General features: G+C 57.8%; 14 protein-coding genes and 1 pseudogene. 2 read left to right on the forward strand and 13 right to left on the reverse strand.

Annotated elements, in window-relative coordinates; all coding sequences use genetic code 11:
- Positions 1 to 84 precede the first annotated feature (84 nt).
- The gene (locus N5D20_RS05685) at positions 85 to 495 is read left to right on the forward strand and encodes a hypothetical protein (protein WP_012614065.1); all 411 of its coding nucleotides are present in this window, start codon (positions 85 to 87) and stop codon (positions 493 to 495) included.
- Positions 496 to 650: 155 nt separating this feature from the next.
- Here the strand turns inward: N5D20_RS05685 and N5D20_RS05690 are convergent, their stop codons facing one another.
- The 4 genes and pseudogenes from N5D20_RS05690 to N5D20_RS05705 form a co-directional block, all read right to left on the reverse strand.
- Entirely contained in the window at positions 651 to 1,346 is a 696-nt protein-coding gene (locus tag N5D20_RS05690; protein WP_003821135.1) for a FadR/GntR family transcriptional regulator, read from the reverse strand.
- 101 nt (positions 1,347 to 1,447) lie between these two features.
- Positions 1,448 to 3,184, reverse strand: a pseudogene (locus N5D20_RS05695) (efflux RND transporter permease subunit); the annotation flags it as partial.
- Positions 3,181 to 3,789, reverse strand: coding sequence for an efflux RND transporter periplasmic adaptor subunit (locus N5D20_RS05700; RefSeq protein WP_253947671.1), 609 nt, complete (start codon positions 3,787 to 3,789; stop codon positions 3,181 to 3,183). The pseudogene N5D20_RS05695 and the gene N5D20_RS05700, both read right to left, overlap by 4 nt.
- The gene (locus tag N5D20_RS05705) at positions 3,746 to 4,414 is read right to left on the reverse strand and encodes an efflux RND transporter periplasmic adaptor subunit (protein WP_279914231.1); all 669 of its coding nucleotides are present in this window, start codon (positions 4,412 to 4,414) and stop codon (positions 3,746 to 3,748) included. The genes N5D20_RS05700 and N5D20_RS05705 overlap by 44 nt, the downstream gene beginning before the upstream one ends.
- Positions 4,415 to 4,533: 119 nt before the next feature.
- Between N5D20_RS05705 and N5D20_RS05710 the strand changes: the two genes are divergently transcribed.
- Positions 4,534 to 5,563 (forward strand): IS630 family transposase gene (locus N5D20_RS05710; RefSeq protein ID WP_161789755.1). Its coding sequence is split into 2 segments (ribosomal slippage): positions 4,534 to 4,988 and positions 4,987 to 5,563, totalling 1,032 coding nucleotides; the frame shifts between segments, so codons are not numbered across the junction.
- A 230-nt stretch (positions 5,564 to 5,793) separates the two neighbouring features.
- On the opposite strand, the gene N5D20_RS05715 is transcribed toward N5D20_RS05710, so the two are convergent.
- The 9 genes from N5D20_RS05715 to N5D20_RS05755 form a co-directional block, all read right to left on the reverse strand.
- Positions 5,794 to 9,234 (reverse strand): molybdopterin-dependent oxidoreductase, encoded by a 3,441-nt coding sequence (locus tag N5D20_RS05715; protein ID WP_073661981.1) that lies wholly within the window; start codon positions 9,232 to 9,234, stop codon positions 5,794 to 5,796.
- Positions 9,235 to 9,248: 14 nt separating this feature from the next.
- Positions 9,249 to 10,379 (reverse strand): MFS transporter, encoded by a 1,131-nt coding sequence (locus N5D20_RS05720; protein ID WP_049285238.1) that lies wholly within the window; start codon positions 10,377 to 10,379, stop codon positions 9,249 to 9,251.
- A 79-nt stretch (positions 10,380 to 10,458) separates the two neighbouring features.
- Positions 10,459 to 10,845 carry a MerR family transcriptional regulator gene (locus tag N5D20_RS05725; RefSeq protein WP_015912830.1) on the reverse strand — a complete coding sequence of 129 codons (387 nt, stop codon included), beginning with the start codon at positions 10,843 to 10,845 and terminating at the stop codon, positions 10,459 to 10,461.
- Positions 10,846 to 10,894: 49 nt separating this feature from the next.
- The gene (locus N5D20_RS05730) at positions 10,895 to 12,400 is read right to left on the reverse strand and encodes an efflux transporter outer membrane subunit (RefSeq protein ID WP_003821143.1); all 1,506 of its coding nucleotides are present in this window, start codon (positions 12,398 to 12,400) and stop codon (positions 10,895 to 10,897) included.
- A gap of 20 nt (positions 12,401 to 12,420) precedes the next feature.
- The gene (locus N5D20_RS05735) at positions 12,421 to 15,597 is read right to left on the reverse strand and encodes an efflux RND transporter permease subunit (protein ID WP_279914232.1); all 3,177 of its coding nucleotides are present in this window, start codon (positions 15,595 to 15,597) and stop codon (positions 12,421 to 12,423) included.
- Entirely contained in the window at positions 15,594 to 16,901 is a 1,308-nt protein-coding gene (locus tag N5D20_RS05740; RefSeq protein WP_003821145.1) for an efflux RND transporter periplasmic adaptor subunit, read from the reverse strand. Before N5D20_RS05740 ends, N5D20_RS05735 begins: the two co-directional genes overlap by 4 nt.
- A gap of 111 nt (positions 16,902 to 17,012) precedes the next feature.
- Positions 17,013 to 19,727 (reverse strand): heavy metal translocating P-type ATPase, encoded by a 2,715-nt coding sequence (locus tag N5D20_RS05745; RefSeq protein ID WP_012614060.1) that lies wholly within the window; start codon positions 19,725 to 19,727, stop codon positions 17,013 to 17,015.
- 166 nt (positions 19,728 to 19,893) lie between these two features.
- Positions 19,894 to 20,463 carry a DUF4148 domain-containing protein gene (locus tag N5D20_RS05750; protein ID WP_034018378.1) on the reverse strand — a complete coding sequence of 190 codons (570 nt, stop codon included), beginning with the start codon at positions 20,461 to 20,463 and terminating at the stop codon, positions 19,894 to 19,896.
- Between the two features lie 229 nt (positions 20,464 to 20,692).
- The gene (locus N5D20_RS05755; protein WP_003821152.1) at positions 20,693 to 21,070 is read right to left on the reverse strand and encodes a metalloregulator ArsR/SmtB family transcription factor; all 378 of its coding nucleotides are present in this window, start codon (positions 21,068 to 21,070) and stop codon (positions 20,693 to 20,695) included.
- Positions 21,071 to 21,103: the final 33 nt, after the last annotated feature.

The following is a 21,103-nucleotide window of genomic DNA, read 5'->3' on the forward strand; positions in this document are numbered from 1 at the left end:
GCGGTGTGCCCATGCCCATTTCAGTTGCAAGTAATTCTCAACAAAGGTAGGATGTTAGGACGTTAATAGCGAGAGTCCAGGATCATGTCCCAGCAACCGAAAGTTCACGACACCAGCGATTTCCCCATCGTCCGCTTCGACGGCGCAAGCATCTACAACGGATACAGCAGCGCCTGGTGCGCGGAAATGGATGAACTCGTCGCCTGCGGAAAGCCCTTCGTGCTTATCTACGTCGCGGGAGGGCCAGAAGAGACTCTCGACGATCGCGCTCAGCGCGGCGTCTGGCTGAAGACTCACAAGGAGACGCTTGGCGGCACATTGCTCGCGCTCATCCACGTCGAACCGGATTCGGATAAGCGAGCCCAGTTGGAGGCCATGCTGCCAAAGCTCGTCCAGGCTTTCGGTACACCGCAGTCCACCCGGGCCACCCACGCCGATGCCGAGGCGCTGGCCCGGTATGTCCTGGCGGGTGGTCGCGTCGAAGATTCGATATGAACAGCACCGTCCGGTCGCTGTAGCGCACCAAGGGCCTATCCATGAGGACCGGCTACCGCGTGCTCTCCGGGAAACAACCCGCGTTCCGATCAACGGGGCCGGCGACCGGCTGCTCGATGGAAAGCGGCATTGCCAGCGCGGGAGTCGCGCTCGGATCAACCCGATTTCTCAAGTGCCGCAATCAGCGGAGCGACCACGTTCCGCACAGCCGCCGCAGCTGCTTCTCCATCCTGGCGCTCGATAGCATCCACGATCGCCTCATGGGTCGCGAGACCCGGCTCGGGCAGTTCCTTGTCCTTCAGCGCAGTCAGCGTGTTCATGCGGACCGAGTTCGCGAAGTAGCGGTACAGCTCAGCCAGCGCGCCGTTGCCGCACATCCCGGCGATCGCGCAGTGGAAAGCCGTATCGGCCTCGGCAAAGGCCGCGCTCGATGCGTGTTGCTCCTGCTCGCCGCGGGCCTTCAACAGTCGGCGCAGCAGCCCAACGTCCGCCTTGGACCGATGCACCGCGGCCAACCTGGCCGCCTCGGTTTCCAGCATGCAGCGCAACGCGAAGTGCTCTCGCAAGCCGGAACGCCCGACACGGCGCATGACCTCGGCCGGATCGATATTGGTTCGCACGTAGGTGCCATCACCCTGGCGGACTTCCAGGACCTGGCCGTGCGAGAGCACGCGAATGGCTTCCCGCACCGTGTTGCGGCCAACCTCCAGCATCTCGGCCAGTTCCTGCTCCCTGGGGATGCGCTCGCCGACCTTCCAGGCGCCTCCCTCGATCTGGCCGCGGATCAGCTCAATCGTCGAATCGACGAGCGAACGCCGCGGCGCCTGTGGGAGTGTGAAGCGGTTATTCATCGCGGTTCTCAAATGACGTAGAGACGGGAGCCCATCGGACCTCGATTGTAGCAACTCAGGCCTTATACATAGGATGATTCTATGTATTTGACAAAAGAGCAATATTTATCCTGAGCAGGCACAAAACCACCAGGAACCTGTTTGAAGCCCAGGAAGGTCAGTGCCAGAAAACCAGCATACAGAATGAGTACAATTGTACTTCCGCGAACGATACGTCGAATCGTCCCAACATAGGAATTCGACAGGCTATCAAAGAAACGGTTAAAACGACGGAAAAAAGATCCGAAAAAACGATCCATTACACGAGTCAACAAATCTTGCTTCTCTATACCTTGATGTGGTTTCAGTAGTACGGAAGCTAATGCCGGAGACAATGTTAAGGAGTTGATAGCCGATAAAATCGTTGAGATAGCAATCGTCAATGCAAATTGACGATAGAATTCGCCCTGAAGCCCCGAGAGGAATGCTGATGGAATAAACACAGCTGCCAGTACTGAGGTAATAGCCAGAATTGGCCCCGTTACCTCGTCCATTGCTTTTCTTGCGGCGTCTTTTGGTGAGAGTCCTTTTGCAATATGGCGCTCAACGTTCTCAACCACAACGATTGCATCATCAACAACAATACCAATTGAAAGAACCAGACCAAATAAAGATAGCGTATTGAGTGAGAACCCAAATACATCCATTAATGCAAACGTACCCACTAATGAAATAGGCACTGCGATCAATGGGATGATTGATGCTCTCCATGTTTGCAAAAATAGCATCACGACCAGCACAACTAATATTGTGGCCTCTAATAAAGTCGTCGTGACAGATTTCAGGGAAGCACTAACAAACACGGTCGGATCATAAGCGATACTGTACTGAATACCTTCCGGAAACCTTACTTTCAGGCGTTCCATTGTTGACCTTACCGATGCAGACACCTCAAGTGCATTGGCGCCCGGGGTCATAACAATCTGCATACCCACTGCATTTTTATTATTTAGTAAACTCCTCATGGAGTAGTTATCTGAACCGAGTTCAAGACGAGCCACATCACGCAAGCGCGTAATTTGTCCGTCATCTCCGGTTTTAATAACTATATCGCCGAACTGTTCCTCAGTAGTTAGGCGCCCTAAGGCATTCACAGTGACCTGGAATGATGACGATGCATTAGGTTGCTGTCCGACAGAGCCAGCCGCTACCTGAACGTTTTGTTCTTTAATCGCAGCAGTGACATCACTTGATGTTAACCCTCTGGAAGCCACTTTATTAGGATCTAACCATACTCGCATGGCATATTCCCCTTCACCTCCCAGCGCTATGCTTGCGACACCTGGTAAGCGTGAAAGCTCATCACGTACGTTTAACATTGCATAGTTAGAAACATAAAGTGGATCATAACGCTCATCAGGAGAGAACAAATGCACCACCATAAGAATATCCGGCGAGGTTTTTTCAGTCACAACCCCTATTTGCTGGACTTCCGTTGGTAGCCGAGGCAAAGCCCGTGATACCCGATTCTGAACCTGAATTTGCGCAATATCGGGGTCAGTTCCCTGTCTGAAAGAGATGGTTAAAATCATTCGGCCGTCAGAAGCAGTTTGAGAACTCATGTAAAGCATGCCTTCAACCCCATTGATGGCTTGCTCAAGCGGGGCGGCAACAGTATCTGCTATTACATTGGGGTTTGCTCCGGGGTAGCTTGCCGTTACCTGAACGGTTGGCGGTGTTACGGACGGATATTCACTGAGAGGAAGTTGAAAAAACGCTAAAGAACCCGCTATCAGCATAAAAACTGATAAGACAATTGCAAATATGGGGCGCTGGATGAAGAAATGAGGAAATTTCATTTACTACCTCCCTCATTTTTGCCATTCGATTTTTTAGATGCACCTTCAGGCTGCCTCTCAGGTACGCTCAACAGCGTTTGCATCGATACGATGTCTGGCGTAACGGCCATCCCCGGTCGTACGAGCCCTTTTATGATAATTTTTTCCCCGGCCTTCAGACCGTCGCTGATAACACGTAATCCATCGACCATTGGCCCCAACACTATCGGGCGATACTGCGCCTTATTATTGGCATCAACAACAAGGACATACTTATTGCCCTGATCTGTGCCTACGGCTTGATCGTTTACCAAAATTACTTTTTGCTCACTACCAGTGCCTAACTGAACTCTGGCAAATGCTCCAGGAGTAAGAAGACCATCAGCATTCGGGATAATAGCCCGGACACGAACAGTGCCGGTATTACGATCAATTTGGTTGCCAACAAAATCAAGCGCCCCCCCGTGCGGATACCCCTTCTCATTTGCCAGACCTATATGTACGGGTAATTTTTCGTTGCTACGTCCGACAACATCAGGCCGAGCCTTACTGACAGTATTGAGATATGTCGCTTCATCAATATCAAAATAAACATATAAAGGGTCGGACGAAACGATTGTTGTCAATAGAGTCGCGGCCCCCCCCCTGGCTGCTGCTAACCAAGTTACCTTCAGTTACTAAAATCCGATCGATACGGCCATCAATTGGCGCAGTCACACGCGAGTATGACAAATCCAGCTTTGCTGCTTCGACTGCAGCCTTCGATACCTGAACCTGTGCAACGCGGGCATTTTTCTCAGAAGATGCATCATCATAGTCTTTACGCGAAACAGCACCTCCGTTTACCAGACGGCTAATACGCTCGTAATTGCGGCTTGCCTGGAACGCCTGAGCTTCTGCCTGTCGTAATTGCGCTTGTGCACTATCAAGCACAACCTGGTAGGGCCGCGGATCGATTTGAAATAACATCTGTCCTTTCTGAACCAGACTTCCCTCCGGCACCGTAACAGATTCGATTGCCCCTCCTACCCTGGGGCGTAGCTCCACTGTTTTAATAGCCGCTAAAGAACCGGTAAATTCAGCAGAAGGTATAATATTCCGTGATACGGCAACAGCCACGGGTACCTGTGGACCTGCAGGCGCATTTGCAGTTTTTTTTTGCGTTTCGCTTGCATCATCATTTGCAAGTACCACTTCTGTATTGGCTGTCACTGCAACTGCCATCAGCAATATCCCAACTTTCATTTTCATCATAACGATCCTTTCATTCACCAAAACTCTTCGGCCAGTCCGAAGTTGGCGTCTGTAGTAATACCAATTGTCTTAAAAGTTTGATCTAATAGTGGTATTCATATTCGAGTGATTTTGATATGCATACAGCCGACGACTTTAAACAATTAGCAAAGCAAACCTCCAACGGGCAACTGCGAACCCGCTATCTAGCTTTGTATCATTTCAAGAATGGGGAAACACGAACCCAGATAGCAACTTACCTTGGGGTTGCCAGAGGCAGTGTTAATACCTGGGTATCCAACTATCTGGCGCACGGACTTGAAGGTCTGCAATCCAAACCTAGTCCGGGTAGACCCTGTCAGCTCTCCGTCTCCCAGCGAGAACAGATCGCACATTTTATCAAAGAAAATGCGGTTAAAAAGGAGGGGGGGCGTTTGATTGCACAGGATGTACGACAATACATTAGCGACACCTTCCAAATCGATTATCAGTTGCGAAACGTATACCGCATCATGGATGCGCTCGGTTTCAGTTGGATAACCAGTCGCTCTAAACACCCTAAACAATCACAACAAACCCAGGACACTTTTAAAAAATTTCCTGCTGGAAACGATCCTTCACACTCCCGGTCATCTTCCTCTGGATCGCGTTGACGTCTGGTTTCAAGACGAAGCACGATTCGGTCAGCAAAATCAGACGTCCAGAATATGGGCAGCCAAGGGCAGCAGGCCAAGAGTAGTAAAGCAACAGCAATTCGATTATGGCTATGTCTTTGGGGCGGTGTGTCCGAGCAATGGTAATACTCAGGCGCTTATCAGCCCTCTTGTGAATAAAGAGGTGATGAAGCAGCATCTGAAATTAATAAGTGAAGCGACAGAGCCTGGGCGTCATGCCGTTGTTGTAATGGATGGCGCGGGCTGGCATACGATCGATACGGCCAGCCCATTTACCAATGTCAGTCTGTTAAAACTCCCACCTTATTCTCCGGAGCTGAACCCGATGGAGCAAGTATGGCAATGGTTACGGCAACGTTGCTTATCAAACCGCGTATTTCGAGGTTACGAAGAAATAGTGGAACAGGTCTCTCGCGCTTGGAATACATTCATTGCGGATGTTGAACGAGTCAAAAATCTCTGTTGGAGAGAGTGGATAAAGTTGGTCAATTAATTAATGCAATTGGTATAATTTCTTACAGGCTAAAGCTTGTAGTAACTGGAAGGTCAAGGGGGAGGATGATAAAAACTTAGAAAGATCGCACTGATAAAATTGATTAAATCGGCTATTGAGGTGAATTCGTACAAAAAATTGAAAATTGTTTAAAACATAATGTTATTCATAGAAAAAATCAGGCCACTGAAATGGCCTGATGTAAAGGATGCTAATAGCTAGTACTTACCTCAAGCATCAATCGTGATATCACCGGCAGGAATGCACTGACATGTCAAACATGCCCCCTCATCAGAGGGCTCCACACCATTCAGATGCTGTACGTTCCCTGCAATCACCCTAGTTGAACAGCTTTCACATTGTCCAACACGACAACCACTAGGCATTTGAATCCCAAGCTTTTCCCCAAAATTAAGTAGAGTACCTTTATCCGTGGTCCAAATCTCTGTTCTTCCTGATTTTGCAAAAATGACTTTATGACGTAATGAGGGATCATTATTTATTTTTGCTGGAGAACGAAATATCTCGTAGAAAATAGCAAATGCAGGTACACCTCTCTCCTGAAGCCCTCGCGATATCGCATCCATCATAGGCTGCGGACCACACATGTAATAACGAGCATTATTCTCAATAAGATATGCCTCGACATCTCCCGCACCAACGTAACCAGCTCTATCATAATCCAATCCTGGAATATCACAGTCGAGGGGCTGATTGTAGATATTAATTACTTTAAGCCTGTCAATAGACGCATTTAGCTCCGCAATTCTTTTCTTAAACGCATGTAGCCTACTATTTTGATTAGCATAGAAAAGCCAGATCTCCGGACCTTCCGCTTGGGGGTTAATAGACTCCAGATAGGAAATGAATGGAGTAATTCCAATACCGCCAGCAAAGATTACGACAGGCTGGACGGCATTGAGCGGGACAATGAAATTCCCCCCAGGAGGGGTAAGTTCAACATCCTTGCCTATCTGCAAATGCGTGTTTATGTAGGATGACATTATTCCTTCAACATACTCACCTTTCTCATCAGTCGCTTTCTGATGACGGACAGAAATGGAATAGGTTTTACGGTCATGAACAAACGCAGGGCCTGTCAGCGAATACGCCCGGGTAACGATCTCTTCAGAATCGCTCATCGGACAACAGCTAACAGTGATATGCTGGCCCGGTTCATAATCAGGTAAGTAGCCTTCACTGTTCGATTGGAAGGTAATTGTCGTAACATTATCTGCTTCTTTTTTCAGTTCAATGACTTTGAATGTTTTACGACCTTCCCAGGGGCGCCTTATCAGCTCAAAATCATTCAAGCGGCGAATGCGGCAGCGGAATGAACGCAAAGGTAAAGCACCGCTGACTGGATCATAGCTATCACCGCTGATTAAACTATTGTAATTGCTACTGTACTCACCTTTAACCGGGTATGAAGGTTTGCCAAAATCAGGACAAGCCTGCCACCACCCAAACTCAGCAATTACAGTTTCATGAGAGAGTTTGGCTTCCACTTTTGCTCTAAATCGAGCAAGACCTGCTCTCGTTTCAATTTCTACCCAATCCCCCGTCTTGATACCTTCTTCGTCAGCCAGAGTTGCCGAAATGTCTACCGTTGGATAAGGTGCTTTTTTTCGTAGGCTAGTCAGGCTTCGATGTTGGCTATGACAGAAGAATCCGCTTTTAACGGATGTCAGCATTAATGGATAATCAGGATCGTTGCGCTGGTATTCTTGCGGCTGTACATACTCAGGTAAAGGATTGTAACCATAGTGATGAAGGATCTCAGAGTAAAACTCTGCACGTTTTGTTTCTGTATTGAAACCTGCCAGATATCCACTATTTGGGTCTCTGAAAGCATATTTTCTGACTTTATGCTCAAGCGGGATATCGTAACCTTCTGGCTTATTTCTGAGCATCTCAACAGTCAAACCTAATGGTTCTAGTTGATAATTCCAGGCTGCCTCAATATTGCCGTCGAAGAACGCTTCATTCATTCCTAACCGGCATGCAAGATCGAAAACAATCTCAAGGTCGGAACGGCTTTCACCGCGCGGAGAGACCATTTTTTTTCTCAACTGAATGTGGTCCTGAGCAGCAGCACTACTTTCAAACCCGGTTCTTAGGCCTTCGCGCTCCCAGGCAGTGTTAACTGGCAGAAGGATATCAGCATACTTTGATGTAGGCGTTTCAAACAAATCTACATGGGCATAAAACTCAAGCGCCTCAAGCGCCTGTTGTCCGAGAGAAGTATCACTTTGTGAAAGTAATATGTTGGCACCAAAGCCAATTAACCCGCGAATTTTATAGGGTGTACCTTCTAATACTGAATGCCAGATATCCTGAGAATGAACCCAACCTTGTGAAGGCGGCCCGATAGGCCTTTCTTCAAGGCCTAATGCTTTATCCCATTGTGATTTAGGCATCAATGTCGGTGAATTAACCACATTTACCGGGTGGCTGGCATAGATTCGATTACATCCTTCCTGATCGAAACAACCGGTTAAAGCATACAGTGTCGCAATCGCACGTTCTGTTTGGGTGGCATTAGTGTGTTGAGCCACTCCAGACCAACTGTGGTAGGCGATTTTCTTGGCCCCGGCAATCAAACTCGCAGCGGCTTCAATTGACGCAACAGATACCCCGGTGATACGGCTTACGTTTTCTGGGTCATAATTAGCCAACATATCTTTAAAAGATGAAAACGCCGTTTGGCAGGAAATTTTTGCACCATCAGCTATTGCGACTTCAACATTGCCCTCAAGTGCAGCTGTAGGCATCAGCGTTTCTTCAGTTCGAGTCTCGGAATCGATAAATGTGACTTGCTGGTTGTGTTCGTCCCAAACTGTATAGCGATTACTGATGGCAAGTGGGTTAATATCTTTTTCCCGAAGAAAATAACCATTATCATTTCGAACCAACAAAGGACCATTAGTCCAGTTTCGAACAAACTCATGATTAAACAGGTTTCGTTCTACCAGGAGATGGCTTAACCCCAAAGCTAATGCACCGTCAGTTCCAGGATTGACATCAAGCCAGGCATTTGCTTCTTTCGCTAAGGGTGTCGGGCGAGGATCCACGACAATCAGTTTTGCGCCGTTATTTCGACCAGTACCAATCGCACTAGCCTGGGCAAGCCAAGTATTCGCGGGGTTATGCCCCCAAAGAAGAATAAGATCGGCATGGGAATAATCAGCAACAGGAATGCCGCAGCCAAAGGTCCATCGATGTGCAACGTCTTTATGCCAGTTACATATCTCAGTTCCATAGCTGGTATTTGGGCTGCCATAGATACGAACAAATCGCTCTAACCATTCAATTGCATCACTGAGGGGGGTACCGCTTGGGCTCGTAAAGCCGAAAGCGACAGATTCAGCTCCATCCTCTCGTTTAAATTTTTCCAGTTGTCCGGCTATCGTTGACATAGCCTCTTCCCAACTTATACGTTGCCAGCCCGGATCCTCTGCACCTTTAGGATGAGTTCTCTTCATCGGGTACAGAATTCTATTTGCGCTGTCCACCAGCTCAGGTGCCGCTTTCCCCTTCATACACATGGCCTTACCATTAGGGTGTTCAGGGTTAGCCCGTACCTTGATCAGGTGGTCATTTGCTACTTCACTCAGCGTCCCACACCGCGAACGGCAAAGTGTGCAATATCCGGGAATAATATCTGACATTGGAAACCTCACTACTAAAAACAGTTAATATTCTTTAAAATTGCCGACGGCCTGTGCTTCGTTGCGCGCGACATGCGATTTTCCACCACGGCCGCCGTGGCGGCGAAGACGAAGAAGTCGTTCATGCCCTGCGCCTTGCCCCGCTCGGCCGGGGTGTGGCAGTCGGTGACCATCGCCGTGGCGCCGATGAAACTCAAATTCCAGCCGATGCCCAACAGCGCCAGCGAGCCCCAGAAGTGGGACAGGCCGAGCCCGCCCAGGGCCACCACCCCGGAGGCGGCGAGCAGCACCATGCCGACGGCGGTCACGCGCTCCTTGCCGTAGCGCACCATCAGTCGCCCGGTGAAGAAGCTCGGCCCGAACATCGCCAGCAGGTGCCACTGTATTCCTAGGGCGGCGTTGTCCACCGAATGCCCGTGGTTGACCATCGCCACCGGCGCGGCCGTCATCACGAACGCCATCACCCCATAGGACACCACGCCCGCAGCCACGGCCAGCAGATAGCGCGGCATCGCCAAGAGCTGCAGCACCGTCCGACCGCTATCGGCGACTGCTTCGGCCTGGGTCTGGCTCGGCGTGCGCAGCATCAGCAGGATCGGCAAGGCGATCAGCGGCAGCAGCGCCTGGCTGAGGAAGCTGCCAACGTAGGGCGTGCCCGCTACCGCATCGCGCGTGAAGATCACCAACTGCGGCCCGATGATGGCGCCCGCGAGACCGCCCACCATGACCCAGGAAATGGCCTTGGCCTTAAGCGCGTCCTCGGCGGTGTCGGCGGCTGCGAAGCGGTAGCTCTGCACATACGCGCCGTAGAAGCCCGCCAGGAAGGTGCCGGCGCAGAAGATCCAGAACGAGGCCAGCATGATGCCCAACGCGGCGATCAGGCCCGAGGCCACGCCGAAGCCGACCCCCACCACGTATCCGTTGCGGCGGCCATGGTGCCGCATGATGAAGGCGGCAGGCAAGGTGCCGATGGCAAGACCCAGGCCGAACAGACTCACGGGCAAGGTGATCCAGGCCGAATTCTTGGCAAGCTGCTGGCCGACCAGCCCACCCAGCGACATCACGATGGGCGCGCTGGCGCCGCCGAGCGCCTGCGCGGCGGTGAGAACGCCGATGTTTCGGCGCGTGATGCTCTGGTCGGTCATGGGCGTCTTTCTTATTCGTTTGTCTGGCCGGAAATATTACACGCATGAATATATATTCAGTTATATGGACATGCGATGCTCACGAACCATCGCGAGCCGGTCCATCCTCGGAAGCCCCGGCGGAAGCAGCACCGTGCAGGGCCAATGCGAGCAGGTGCTCTTTCACCTGGATCAGTTGCTCCATGCGTTCCTCAACACAGGCGAGATGGCCTTGGACAGCCTGCCTTAGCAGCTCAGGTTCCAGGAACCCCTCATGTGCCCAACCCAGTAGGCGGCGCACGTCATCCAGGCCGATTCCCGAGGCACGGTAGTTGCGAATCAGGTGAAGCCGTTCGACATGGGCCGGGCCATAGCGCCGATAGTTGTTGCGTGACCGCTCCGGGGCTTGCAACAGGCCCTCCCGCTCGTAGAACCGAATGTTCTCCGGGGGGGTGCCCGTCAAGCGCGCAAGTTCACCGATCCTCATCCGGTTCTCCGTGCGCAACGATGGGGAACGCCGCCGTTGCGCATAGCCCTTATCCCGGCGACCGGGCGGATGGTTGCCCGGTGGCGCCCGATTGCACCGTGTGCTCAGTCCAGCCGCCACCCAGCGCCTTGTAGAGGTGGATGAGGTTGTTCAGCCGCGTCAGGCGCGTGCGCACCAGGGTCTGCTGCGCACCGTACTGTGTGCGTTGCGCATCGAGCAAGGTGAGGTTGTCGTCCACGCCTTCCTGGAAGCGTTGCTCGGCTAGTTGGTAGGCTTTCTGGCTAGCCGCTACCAGGAGCTGCTCCGAGCGGATCTGCTCATCAAGCGTGCGCTTGCCCGCCAAGCCGTCAGCCACCTCAGCAAAGGCCGCCTGGATAGACTTCTCGTAGTTGGCGATTTCGATCCTCTTTTGTACCTGTGCCACGTCCAGATTGGCTCGCAACGCGCCGCCGCGGAAGATGGGCAGCGTGATCTGCGGCAGGAAGCTCCAGGCCCGCGAGCCCGAATCGAACAGGCCGTCCAGCGAAGCGCTGGCCGTGCCCGCCGAGCCCGTGAGGCTAATCGTCGGGAAGAACGCGGCCCGCGCCGCGCCGATGTTGGCGTTGGCGCCGATCAGCATCTGCTCGGCGGCGCGGATGTCCGGCCGACGCGCGAGCAGTTCGGACGGCAGGCCGCTCGGCAGGTCGGTCGGCACGATGTCGTCCGGCAGCGCCACGGCCTCGTCAAGCTGCCGGGACAGCTCCGGCGTCAGCGGCTGGCCCAGCAGCAGCACCAGCGCGTTGCGGTCCTTGGCCGCCTGCCGCGTGTAGGCGGCGCGGTTGGCCTCGGCGGTGCGCAGCGCGATCTCCGCGCGGCGCAGGTCGAGCTGCGTGGAATTTCCCGCTTCCACCAGTTGGGTGGTCAGGTCATAGGAGCGCTTCTGTGTGGCGAGGGTGTCGCTCGTCAGGCGCAGCAGTTCCTGGTCGGCGCGCAGCGTGAGGTAGGCGCTGGCCACCTCGGACACCAGGCTCATCTGCGTGGCGATGCGGGTCTCGTCGAGGGCCAGGTAGGACGCCAGCGCCCGGTCGTTGAGGCTGCGGATGCGGCCCCACAGGTCCAGCTCCCAGGCGGCCGTCACCCCGGCCACGTCGTAGCGCCGGAGCACGTCGCTTTGCCCCGTGGTACTGAGGTCGGCCGGTACGCGCTCTGACGCGCCGCGGGCGGAAACGCCCAGGTTCGGCAGCATCTCGGCACGCTGGATACGGTACAGCGCCTGAGCCGCCTCCACGTTGAGCGCGGCTTTGTGCATGTCGCGGTTGTTCTCCAGCGAAATGCCGATCAACTGCTGCAGCAGCGGGTCGCGGAAGAAGTCCCGCCAACCGATCTCGGCCGTGATCGCGTCGTCGGGCGTCGCGGCCGCCAGTTCCACATAGGCCGCGCCCGAGGGATAGGCCGTGTCGATCGGCGCTGCGGGCCGGTCATACTTCGGTGCCATGGAGCAGCCAGCCAGCGCCGCCGCGAGGGCGAGCGGCGCCAGCGTCCTGGCGGGTCGTGTGAATGCGAAAGATGTTTTCATGTCGTATGTCCTCCTGGCCGTCATGCGTGCTGGTCGGTCATGCCGCCACGGGCATGGCGCGCTTCGCGGCGCAGCGCCAGCTTGCGCACCACAACGTAGAACACCGGCGTCAGCACCAGGCCGAATACCGTCACGCCCAGCATGCCGGCGAACACCGCGATGCCCATGGCGTGGCGCATCTCGGCGCCCGCACCGCTGGCCAGCACCAGCGGCACCACGCCAGCGATGAAGGCGAACGACGTCATCAAGATCGGGCGCAGCCGCAAGCGCGCGGCTTCGAGCACGGCTGCCAGCGGATCGGCCCCTTCGCTTTCCTTCGCGCGGGCGAACTCCACGATCAGGATCGCGTTCTTGGCAGCCAGGCCGACCAGCACCACGAAACCGATCTGCGTGAAGATGTTGTTGTCGCCCCCAGAGAGCCAGACGCCGGCGATCGCCGAGAGCAGCGCCATGGGTGCAATCAGCAGCACAGCGAACGGCAGCGACCAACTGTTGTACTGGGCCGCCAGGAACAGGAAGGCGAGCAGCACCGCCAGCGCGAAGATGTAGATCGCCGTGTTGCCAACCCGTTTTTCCTGGAAAGTCAGGTCCGTCCATTCGTAGGTCATACCGTCCGGCAGCGATTCGCTCACGATCTTCTCAATCGCGGCGGTGGCCTGGCCGGACGAGTAGCCCGGCGCTGGCCCGCCGCTGATGTCGGCCGAGGGAAAGCCGTTGTAATGCATCACCCGGTCGGGGCCGGAACTGCGCTCGATGGTCGCGATCGCGCTCAGCGGGATCATGTCGCCCGCTGCATTGCGCACCTTGAGCATGCCTATGTCCTCAGCCTGCATGCGGAACTGCGCATCGGCCTGGGCCATGACCCGGTAGGTGCGACCGAAGCGGTTGAAGTCGTTGACGTAGAGCGAGCCAAGGTTGACCTGCAGGGTGTCGAACACCTCGGTCAGCGATACGCCCTGCGACTTGGCCTTCACCCGGTCGATGTCCACCTGCAACTGCGGCGCAATGGTCTGGAAGCTGGCGAGCATGTTCGCCAGCTCGGGCGCCTGCATGGCCTTGCCCATGATCTGGCCCTGTGCCTGCGCAAGCGCCTCGGGACCCAGGCCCGCCCGGTCCTCGATCTGCAGCTTGAAGCCGCCCATCGAACCCAGGCCCGGCACCGGCGGCGGCGGGAAGATGCCAACGAAGCCGTCCGGGATCTGGCTGAACTTGCCCATGAGCTTGCCCTGGATGGCGAAGGCCGACAGCGACGGGTCCTTGCGCTCATCGAAGGGCTTGAGCATGGCGAACATCAGCGCGGTGTTCGGCTGGTTCACCGGTCCATTGACCGACAGGCCCGGGAAGGCCACCACGCTCTCGACGCCCGGCTCAGCCAGTGCGATCTTGGTCATCTCCTTGACGACCGCCTCGGTGCGATCCAGCGAGGCGCCGGTCGGAAGCTGGGCGATGCCCACGAGATAGTACTTGTCCTGGGCCGGCACGAAGCCCGCAGGCACCTTGTGGAAGCCCAGCCAGGTCAGGCCCAGGAAGCCGACGTAGAGCAGCAGCACGATGGCGCTGCCGCGCACCGCGCGGCGCACGCCCCCGACGTAGGAATTCGAGGCGCGATCGAAGAAGCGGTTGAAGCGGCGGAAGAAGCCGCCGAACACGCCGTCGATGATGCGCGTGAGACGATCGGGCTTGGCCGCGCCGTGGTGCGGCTTGAGCAGGATGGCGGCCAGCGCTGGCGACAGCGTAAGCGAGTTGATCGCCGACAGGATGGTCGAGAACGCGATGGTCAGCGCGAACTGGCGATAGAACTCGCCCTGCAGCCCCGACAGGAACGCCGAGGGGATGAAGACCGCTGCCAGCACCGAGGTGATGGCCAGGATCGGGCCAGTCACTTCATCCATCGCCTTGCGCGCCGCATCCTTGGGCGATTCGCCCAGCGCCATGTGGCGCTCCACGTTCTCCACCACCACGATGGCGTCATCCACCACGATGCCGATGGAGAGCACGAGGCCAAACAGCGACAGCGTGTTCAGCGAGAAGCCGAACATGTGCATCACCGCGAACGTGCCGACCAGCGAGACCGGCACGGCGATCAGTGGAATGATCGACGCGCGCCAAGATTGCAGGAACAGCACCACCACGATCACCACCAGGAGGATGGCCTCCAGCAGCGTGACGGCGACGGACTGGAGCGAGGCGCGCACGAAGACTGTGGGGTCGTAGGCGATCTTGTACTCGATGCCTTCGGGGAACTTGGCCTGCAGCCGCTCCATCGTCGCGCGCACCGCGCTGGACGTGTCCAGGGCATTGGAGCCGGGCGTCATCAGGATTTGCAGGCCGACCGCGTTCTCGCCGTCGAGCTGGCCGCGCATGGTGTAGTTGTCCGAGCCCAGTTCCAGGCGTGCGACGTCGCGCAGGCGGGTCACCTGGCCGTTGGCGCCGGCCTTGATCACGATGTCGCCGAACTGCTCTTCGGTGGTCAGGCGCCCCAGCGCATTGACGCTGACCTGGAAGGCGGCCGACGCATTCGGCTGCTGGCCGATCGAGCCGGCTGCGACCTGCACGTTCTGCTCGCGGATGGCGGCGACCACATCGCTGGCGGTCATGCCCCGCGATGCGACCTTCTCGGGGTCGAGCCAGACGCGCATTGCGTACTCGCCTTCACCGCCGATGATCACGTTGGCGATGCCCGGCAGGCGCGCCAGTTCGTCGCGCACGTTGAGCATCGCGTAGTTGGACACGTACAGCGGGTCGTAGCGGTCCCCCGGCGAGAGCATATGCACCACCATGAGAATATCGGGCGCGGTCTTGTCGGTGACCACGCCGATGCGCTGGACCTCGGGCGGCAACCGGGGCAGCGCGCGTGAGACGCGGTTCTGCACCTGGATCTGCGCGACGTCGGGGTCGATGTGCTGCTCGAACGAGATGGTCAGCACCATCCGCCCGTCCGTGGACATCTGGGACTGCATGTACATCATGCCTTCCACGCCGTTGACCGCCTGCTCCAGCGGCGATGCCACGGTGTCGGCGATCACCTGCGGGTTGGCGCCGGGATAGCTGGCGGTGACCTGCACCGTCGGCGGCGTGACCTGGGGGTACTCGCTCAGGGGGAGCTGGAAATAGCTGATCGCGCCCGCGATCAGCATCAGCACCGACAGGACGATGGCGAAGATCGGCCGGTTGATGAAGAAGCGGGGGAAATTCATTTGCGGGCCTCCGCCGAGCCGGCCGCGCCGTCAGCCTTGGCGGGGTCCGCGCCACCGGCCTTGGCAGGCGCCGCAGCGGGAGCCGGAGCGTTTGCCGCAGCCTTGGTCGCGCCGGTCGCGCCGGCGGCCGGTGCCGCGGGCGCCTGCATGGGCACCATGCGCGGCGTGACCGCCATGCCGGGGCGCACGAGGCCCTTGATGATGATCTTCTCACCGGCCTGCAGGCCGCCGTTGATGACGCGCAGCCCGTCCACCACCGGCCCCAGTTCGATGGGCCGGTACTGGGCCTGGTTGTTCTCGCCCACGACCAGCACGTAGTTGCGCCCTTGGTCGGTGCCCACGGCCTGATCGTCGATCAGGACGGCCTCGCGCGCCGCGCCGGTGGACAGCTTGGCCCGGGCGAACATGCCGGGTGCCATGCGCCCATCCGGGTTGGGCACAACGGCGCGCGCGCGGATCGTGCCGGTGCTTCGGTCAATGGTGTTGCCCACGAAGTCGAGCGCGCCCCTGTGCGGGAAACCCTTGTCCGTGGTCAGCCCGACCTGCACGGGCAGCGAAGCCTTGCTACCGGCGCCCGCAGCGGGCCGCGAGCGGCTGACGACGTTGAGATAGGTGGCCTCATCAATGTCGAAGTACACGTGCAACGGGTCGATGGATACGATCGTGGTCAGCAGCGTGGCCGCGCCGGCGCCGCCACCGCTGACCAAGTTGCCCTCGGTCACGAGCACGCGGTCGACGCGCCCGGCGATGGGCGCAGTGACGCGGGCGTAGGACAGGTCCAGCTGAGCCGCAGCAACGGCGGCCTTAGCCGCCTGCACCTGAGCCTGGCGCGCGTTGCGTGCGGAGGCGGCATCGTCATAGGTCTTGCGCGCGACGGCGCCGGTCGCCACCAGGCGCTCGGCGCGGTCAAAGTCGGCCTGGGCCTGGCTGGCCAGCACCTCGGCCTGACGCAGTTGCGCCACGGCCGTGTCGAGCGCAACCTGGAACGGCCTCGGGTCGATCTGGAACAGCAGTTGGCCCTTGCGCACGAGGCTACCTTCGGGAACGCTCACCGCATCGACGGCGCCGCCGACCCGCGAGCGCAGCTCGACGGTCTTGGGCGCGGCCAGGAAGCCGGTGTACTCGGCCGATGGCGCGACCGTGCGGGTAATGACCTCGGCCACGGGCACCTGCGGCGCCATCGGCGCGCCCGCCGGGGGCGCCGCGGCCTTGCCCTCGTCCTTGGCGTCGCGGGCAGCGATCGCTATCCCCCCGACGGCTGCGATGACGCCTGCCACCACAATGATTCTGATTTTTTTACGCATGGAAGTGACCCTTTCTTGGATGCAGGACTCCGGCCCTTCCGAAGCGCTCTGCAGACATTTGTGTGGAGGCTAGGCGTTACAACGACGGCAAGGTCAAGCCCTCTTGTTGCCTCAGCGGGCAGACGGCACGGACAAGGTGGTGGGACGCCCGGCGTCGTCGCCGTGGTTGGCCTCCGGCGCGCCCTTGAAGCGCAGCAGGCGCAGTGCGTTCAGCGTGACCAGGGCCGTGGCGCCGGTGTCGGCCAGCACGGCAACCCACAAGCCGGTGATACCCAACACGGTGGTGACCAGGAACAAGCCCTTGAGGCCAATGGCGAATACGACGTTTTGGTGAATGTTGGCCATCGTCGCCCGCGACAGGGCCACCAGGTGGGCCACGTCCGTGACGCGGCTCTTGAGCAGCGCGGCATCGGCGGTTTCCAGCGCCACGTCCGTGCCGCCGCCCATGGCGATACCCACGTCGGCGGTCGCCAGGGCCGGCGCGTCGTTGATGCCGTCGCCGACCATCGCCACCTTGGCATCACGCTTCATCTCGTTGACCAAGCGCAGCTTGTCCTGCGGCAGCAGCTCGGCCTCCCACTCGATGCCCAGCTTGCCGGCGATCGCCTGCGCGGTGCGGCGGTTGTCGCCGGTCAGCATGACCGAGCGCACGCCCATGGCGTTGAGCTGGGCCACGCCTTCGCGCGCGTCGCGGCGGGGCTCGTCGCGCAGGGCCAGCAGGCCCAGAACGTTCTTGCTGGCTTCGTCGAACAGGACCACCACGGTCTTGCCGCCATCCTCCAGCTTGTCGATTTCCCTGCGGTGCGCGGCTGTCAGCGTGGCCGTCTGTTCCGCATGGGCGGGCGATCCGACAGCGAGCGCACTGCCGTTCACGGTGGCGCGCACCGCCTTGCCGGCAATGGCCGATGCGCCCGTGGCCTGGGGAATCGCCACGTCCAGGCTCTTGGCATGGGCGACAATGGCCTTCGCCAAGGGATGGTTTGAGCCGGACTCGACAGCGGCGGCAAGCGCAAGGACCTGTTGATGCTTGAACAGCCCGAAGGGCAGGACCTCGGTGATGCGCGGCTTGCCCTCGGTCAGCGTGCCAGTCTTGTCGAAGGCAATGGCGCGCACGCGGCCGATGGTTTCCAACGCGTTGCCACCCTTGATCAGCAGGCCCCGTCGCGTGGCCACCGCAAGGCCCGAGGCGATGGCCGCCGGTGTGGAGAGCACCAGCGCACATGGGCAGGCAATCAACAGCAGTGCGAGGCCGCGGTACAGCCAGGTACCCCAGTCGCCACCCATGGCAAGTGGCGGAACCACCACGATCAACGCCGCGATGGCCATGACGGCAGGGGTGTAGTAGCGGCTGAACTTTTCGATGAAGCGAGCCGTGGGCGCCTTGGAGGACTGCGCCTGCTCCACCAGTTGGATGATGCGAGAAATGGTGTTGTCCGATGCCGTCTTCTCGACTTGTACTTCGAGCACGCCATCGACGTTGATGGAGCCGGCGAACACGTCGGCACCGATAGCCTTTTGACGCGGTACGGACTCGCCGGTGATAGGCGACTCGTCCAGGCTGCTTTCACCGCGGAGGATCTTGCCGTCCGCAGGCACCCGGTCACCAGGGCGCACCAGCACGCGGTCGCTCACGCGCAGGGAAGCGGCGGGCACTTCGCGCTGCCCGCCCGCGGCATCGAGCAGTACCGCCGTCTTAGGCACCAGGGAGGCCAGCGCCTTGATGCCGGCGCGCGCGCGGCCGGCGGCCACGCTTTCCAGCAGCTCGCCGATCGCGAACAGGAACACCACGGCAGCAGCTTCCTCGGCCTCGCCTATCACGAGCGCGCCCAGCGAGGCGACGACCATCAGCGTTTCGATAGAGAACGGCGAGCCTGACACAGCCAGCGCGAAGGCTTTGCGAGCGAACGGCAGCACGCCCGCGATCACCGCAGCGGCGAAGATCCATTCAGCGTAGCCAGGAACGAACTGCGCGATCGCGTAGGCCGAGCCCATCAGGCCGCCCAGGCCCAGCACGTGCTTGCCTTTCTTCGTCTGCCACCAGCGCTGATGGCGCGCCGTCGATGCTGCTGCTGGGGCCGCGGGTGCTGAGCCATCATGGCGGCGCACGTCGGAGACGCCGAAGCCCAGGCTCTTGATGGTCTTCTCGATGTGGCCGAGCTGCGTGGGGCCGCCAGACGCGAGCGTCAATTCCAGCGTTTCTGCGGTGAAGTTTATGCGGGCATCGGACACGCCATCCATGCGAGCGAGCGCCGTTTCGATCTTGCCGACGCAACTGGCGCAGTCCATGCCCTCGACGCGCATGGACACGTTGGGGGGCGTGCTGGGTGCTCCACGGGAGGCAGAGGCCGGCGCATGGTCATGCCCGCTGCAGGCCCCGTGATCGTGACCGTGGTCATGGGCATGGGCATGGCCGTGAGCATGGCCATGCCCATGGTCATCACCGCACGCTTTGCCGTGCGAATGATCGTGCCCGTGGTCGTGGGCATGCCCATGGTCATGGTGGCCGCCGCAGCCGGCGTGGTCATGCGCGTGGGCCGCATGGCACGGTGCAGGTGCTGCGGACATTTCGGACGCGGGCAGTGCCTGCACGTCGAAGCCCAGGGACCGGATTTTCTTGGCAATGTCGCGTGCAGTATTTCGGCTACTTGTGCTGCGCGTCAACGTCAGCGTCTCATTTGTAAAATTAACCTGTACATTTGATACGCCATCAATTCGACCAAGCGCTGTTTCAATCTTGCCGACGCAACTGGCGCAATCCATACCTTCGACCCGAAAGCCCAGTTGTTCGTCCTGCGCTCCTGTGCCGTCCAATGTTTCCAAAGACATATCAATCTCCTGGTTCTCTGAGTAATCGCCGTGGCAGGACGCACAAATCAGCGATCGGAATGTTATGCAAACAAATGAACACTTGTTTGTATGTTTATTCAAAAAAAAGAAAGAATCTCTTTCTGGCTGAACCATCCGACCGCTGCTTTATGCAGCTGCCATTAAGTCATTTTTTGTTGCGCAGCATCTGGTAGGTTTCAAATGCGGTGCGGTAGGCATCACTATAGGTATCAGGCGTCTGCTCACCAGCCCAGAATCCAGCCATTCCCGCAACCTGCCAATCTGCCAAATCACTCTTTACTTGAGCACGAGTCAATGCCACCGGAGCCTTGTAAGCCGCAACCAGCTTGAGCTGGAGATAGCTCTCGTAGGCTTGTTGGTAGGCTTGGGTGTGCGAAGCGGTGGTGATTCCGCGCGAGGTGAACGCGTGCATGCCGGAGATTTTCCACAGTTCCAAATCAGCCATCACTTCAGCACGAGTCTTTCCTGCTGAGGGCGCCTGATACATATCACCTTGGGTCAATTGCAAGTAGCGCTGAAAGGCAGCCTGGTATTGAGGGCTGAACGTATCCGGGCCGCTTTCGCCGCGAGACAACGCTTCCAACCCAGATTGCCTCCAAGCAGCCAGATCCTCCTGGACCTGTTGCCGTGTCATATCTGCGGCGAACGGTTGAGCGTTTACTCCAGCAGCAAAAAGTGCGGAAAGCAGAACAGCAAAGCGAATTTTCTTGGACATGGTCAATACTCCTTGACGTTAAAAATAATGGCGTGGTCCTTACGCCTTTCGGATACCCCGTAGACAAATAATAACACACATGAAGATATGTTCAAGTGTTTATTTTTAGAGTGCTTTTTGCTTGGGGTCTTCTAGGCATTCAGCAAGGCGCGCCGGTGTCTCTCTAGATTAATAGCCAAAAAAAGCCTACCCCTTGAAGGCGTAGGCCGGCGCGCACTCACATGTTCAGTCAATCGTCGTGTCTGTCCTCCGAAATGTGAACCGCCATGTCCTGGAGTACCTGGCTGACGTGCTGGTCGGCAATGCCGTAGAAGATGTGCTTGGCTTGGCGCTCGCCGCGCACGAGGCGCGCGCCGCGCAACAGGCGCAGGTGATGGCTGACCAAGGACTGCGACAGGTCTAGCGAGCCAGCAATGTCGCCCACTGCGACCGATCCGCGCATGCACTGCAACAGGATTTTCAATCGCGATTGGTCGCCCAGCAGGCGGAAGGTCTCTGCCAGAACAGCGACGTCACTTTGCGATAGTGCGAGGACATCAGTGGTCGTGCCGTGGTTAGAGGTCGAACATTGCACAATAGCGGCGCTGGTGGTTTTGCGGGATGTCATGGATTCAAACCCTCAAGTGAACTGCGAACCGTC

Source organism: Stenotrophomonas sp. GD03877, assembly GCF_029840555.1.
Lineage (GTDB): Bacteria > Pseudomonadota > Gammaproteobacteria > Xanthomonadales > Xanthomonadaceae > Stenotrophomonas > Stenotrophomonas geniculata.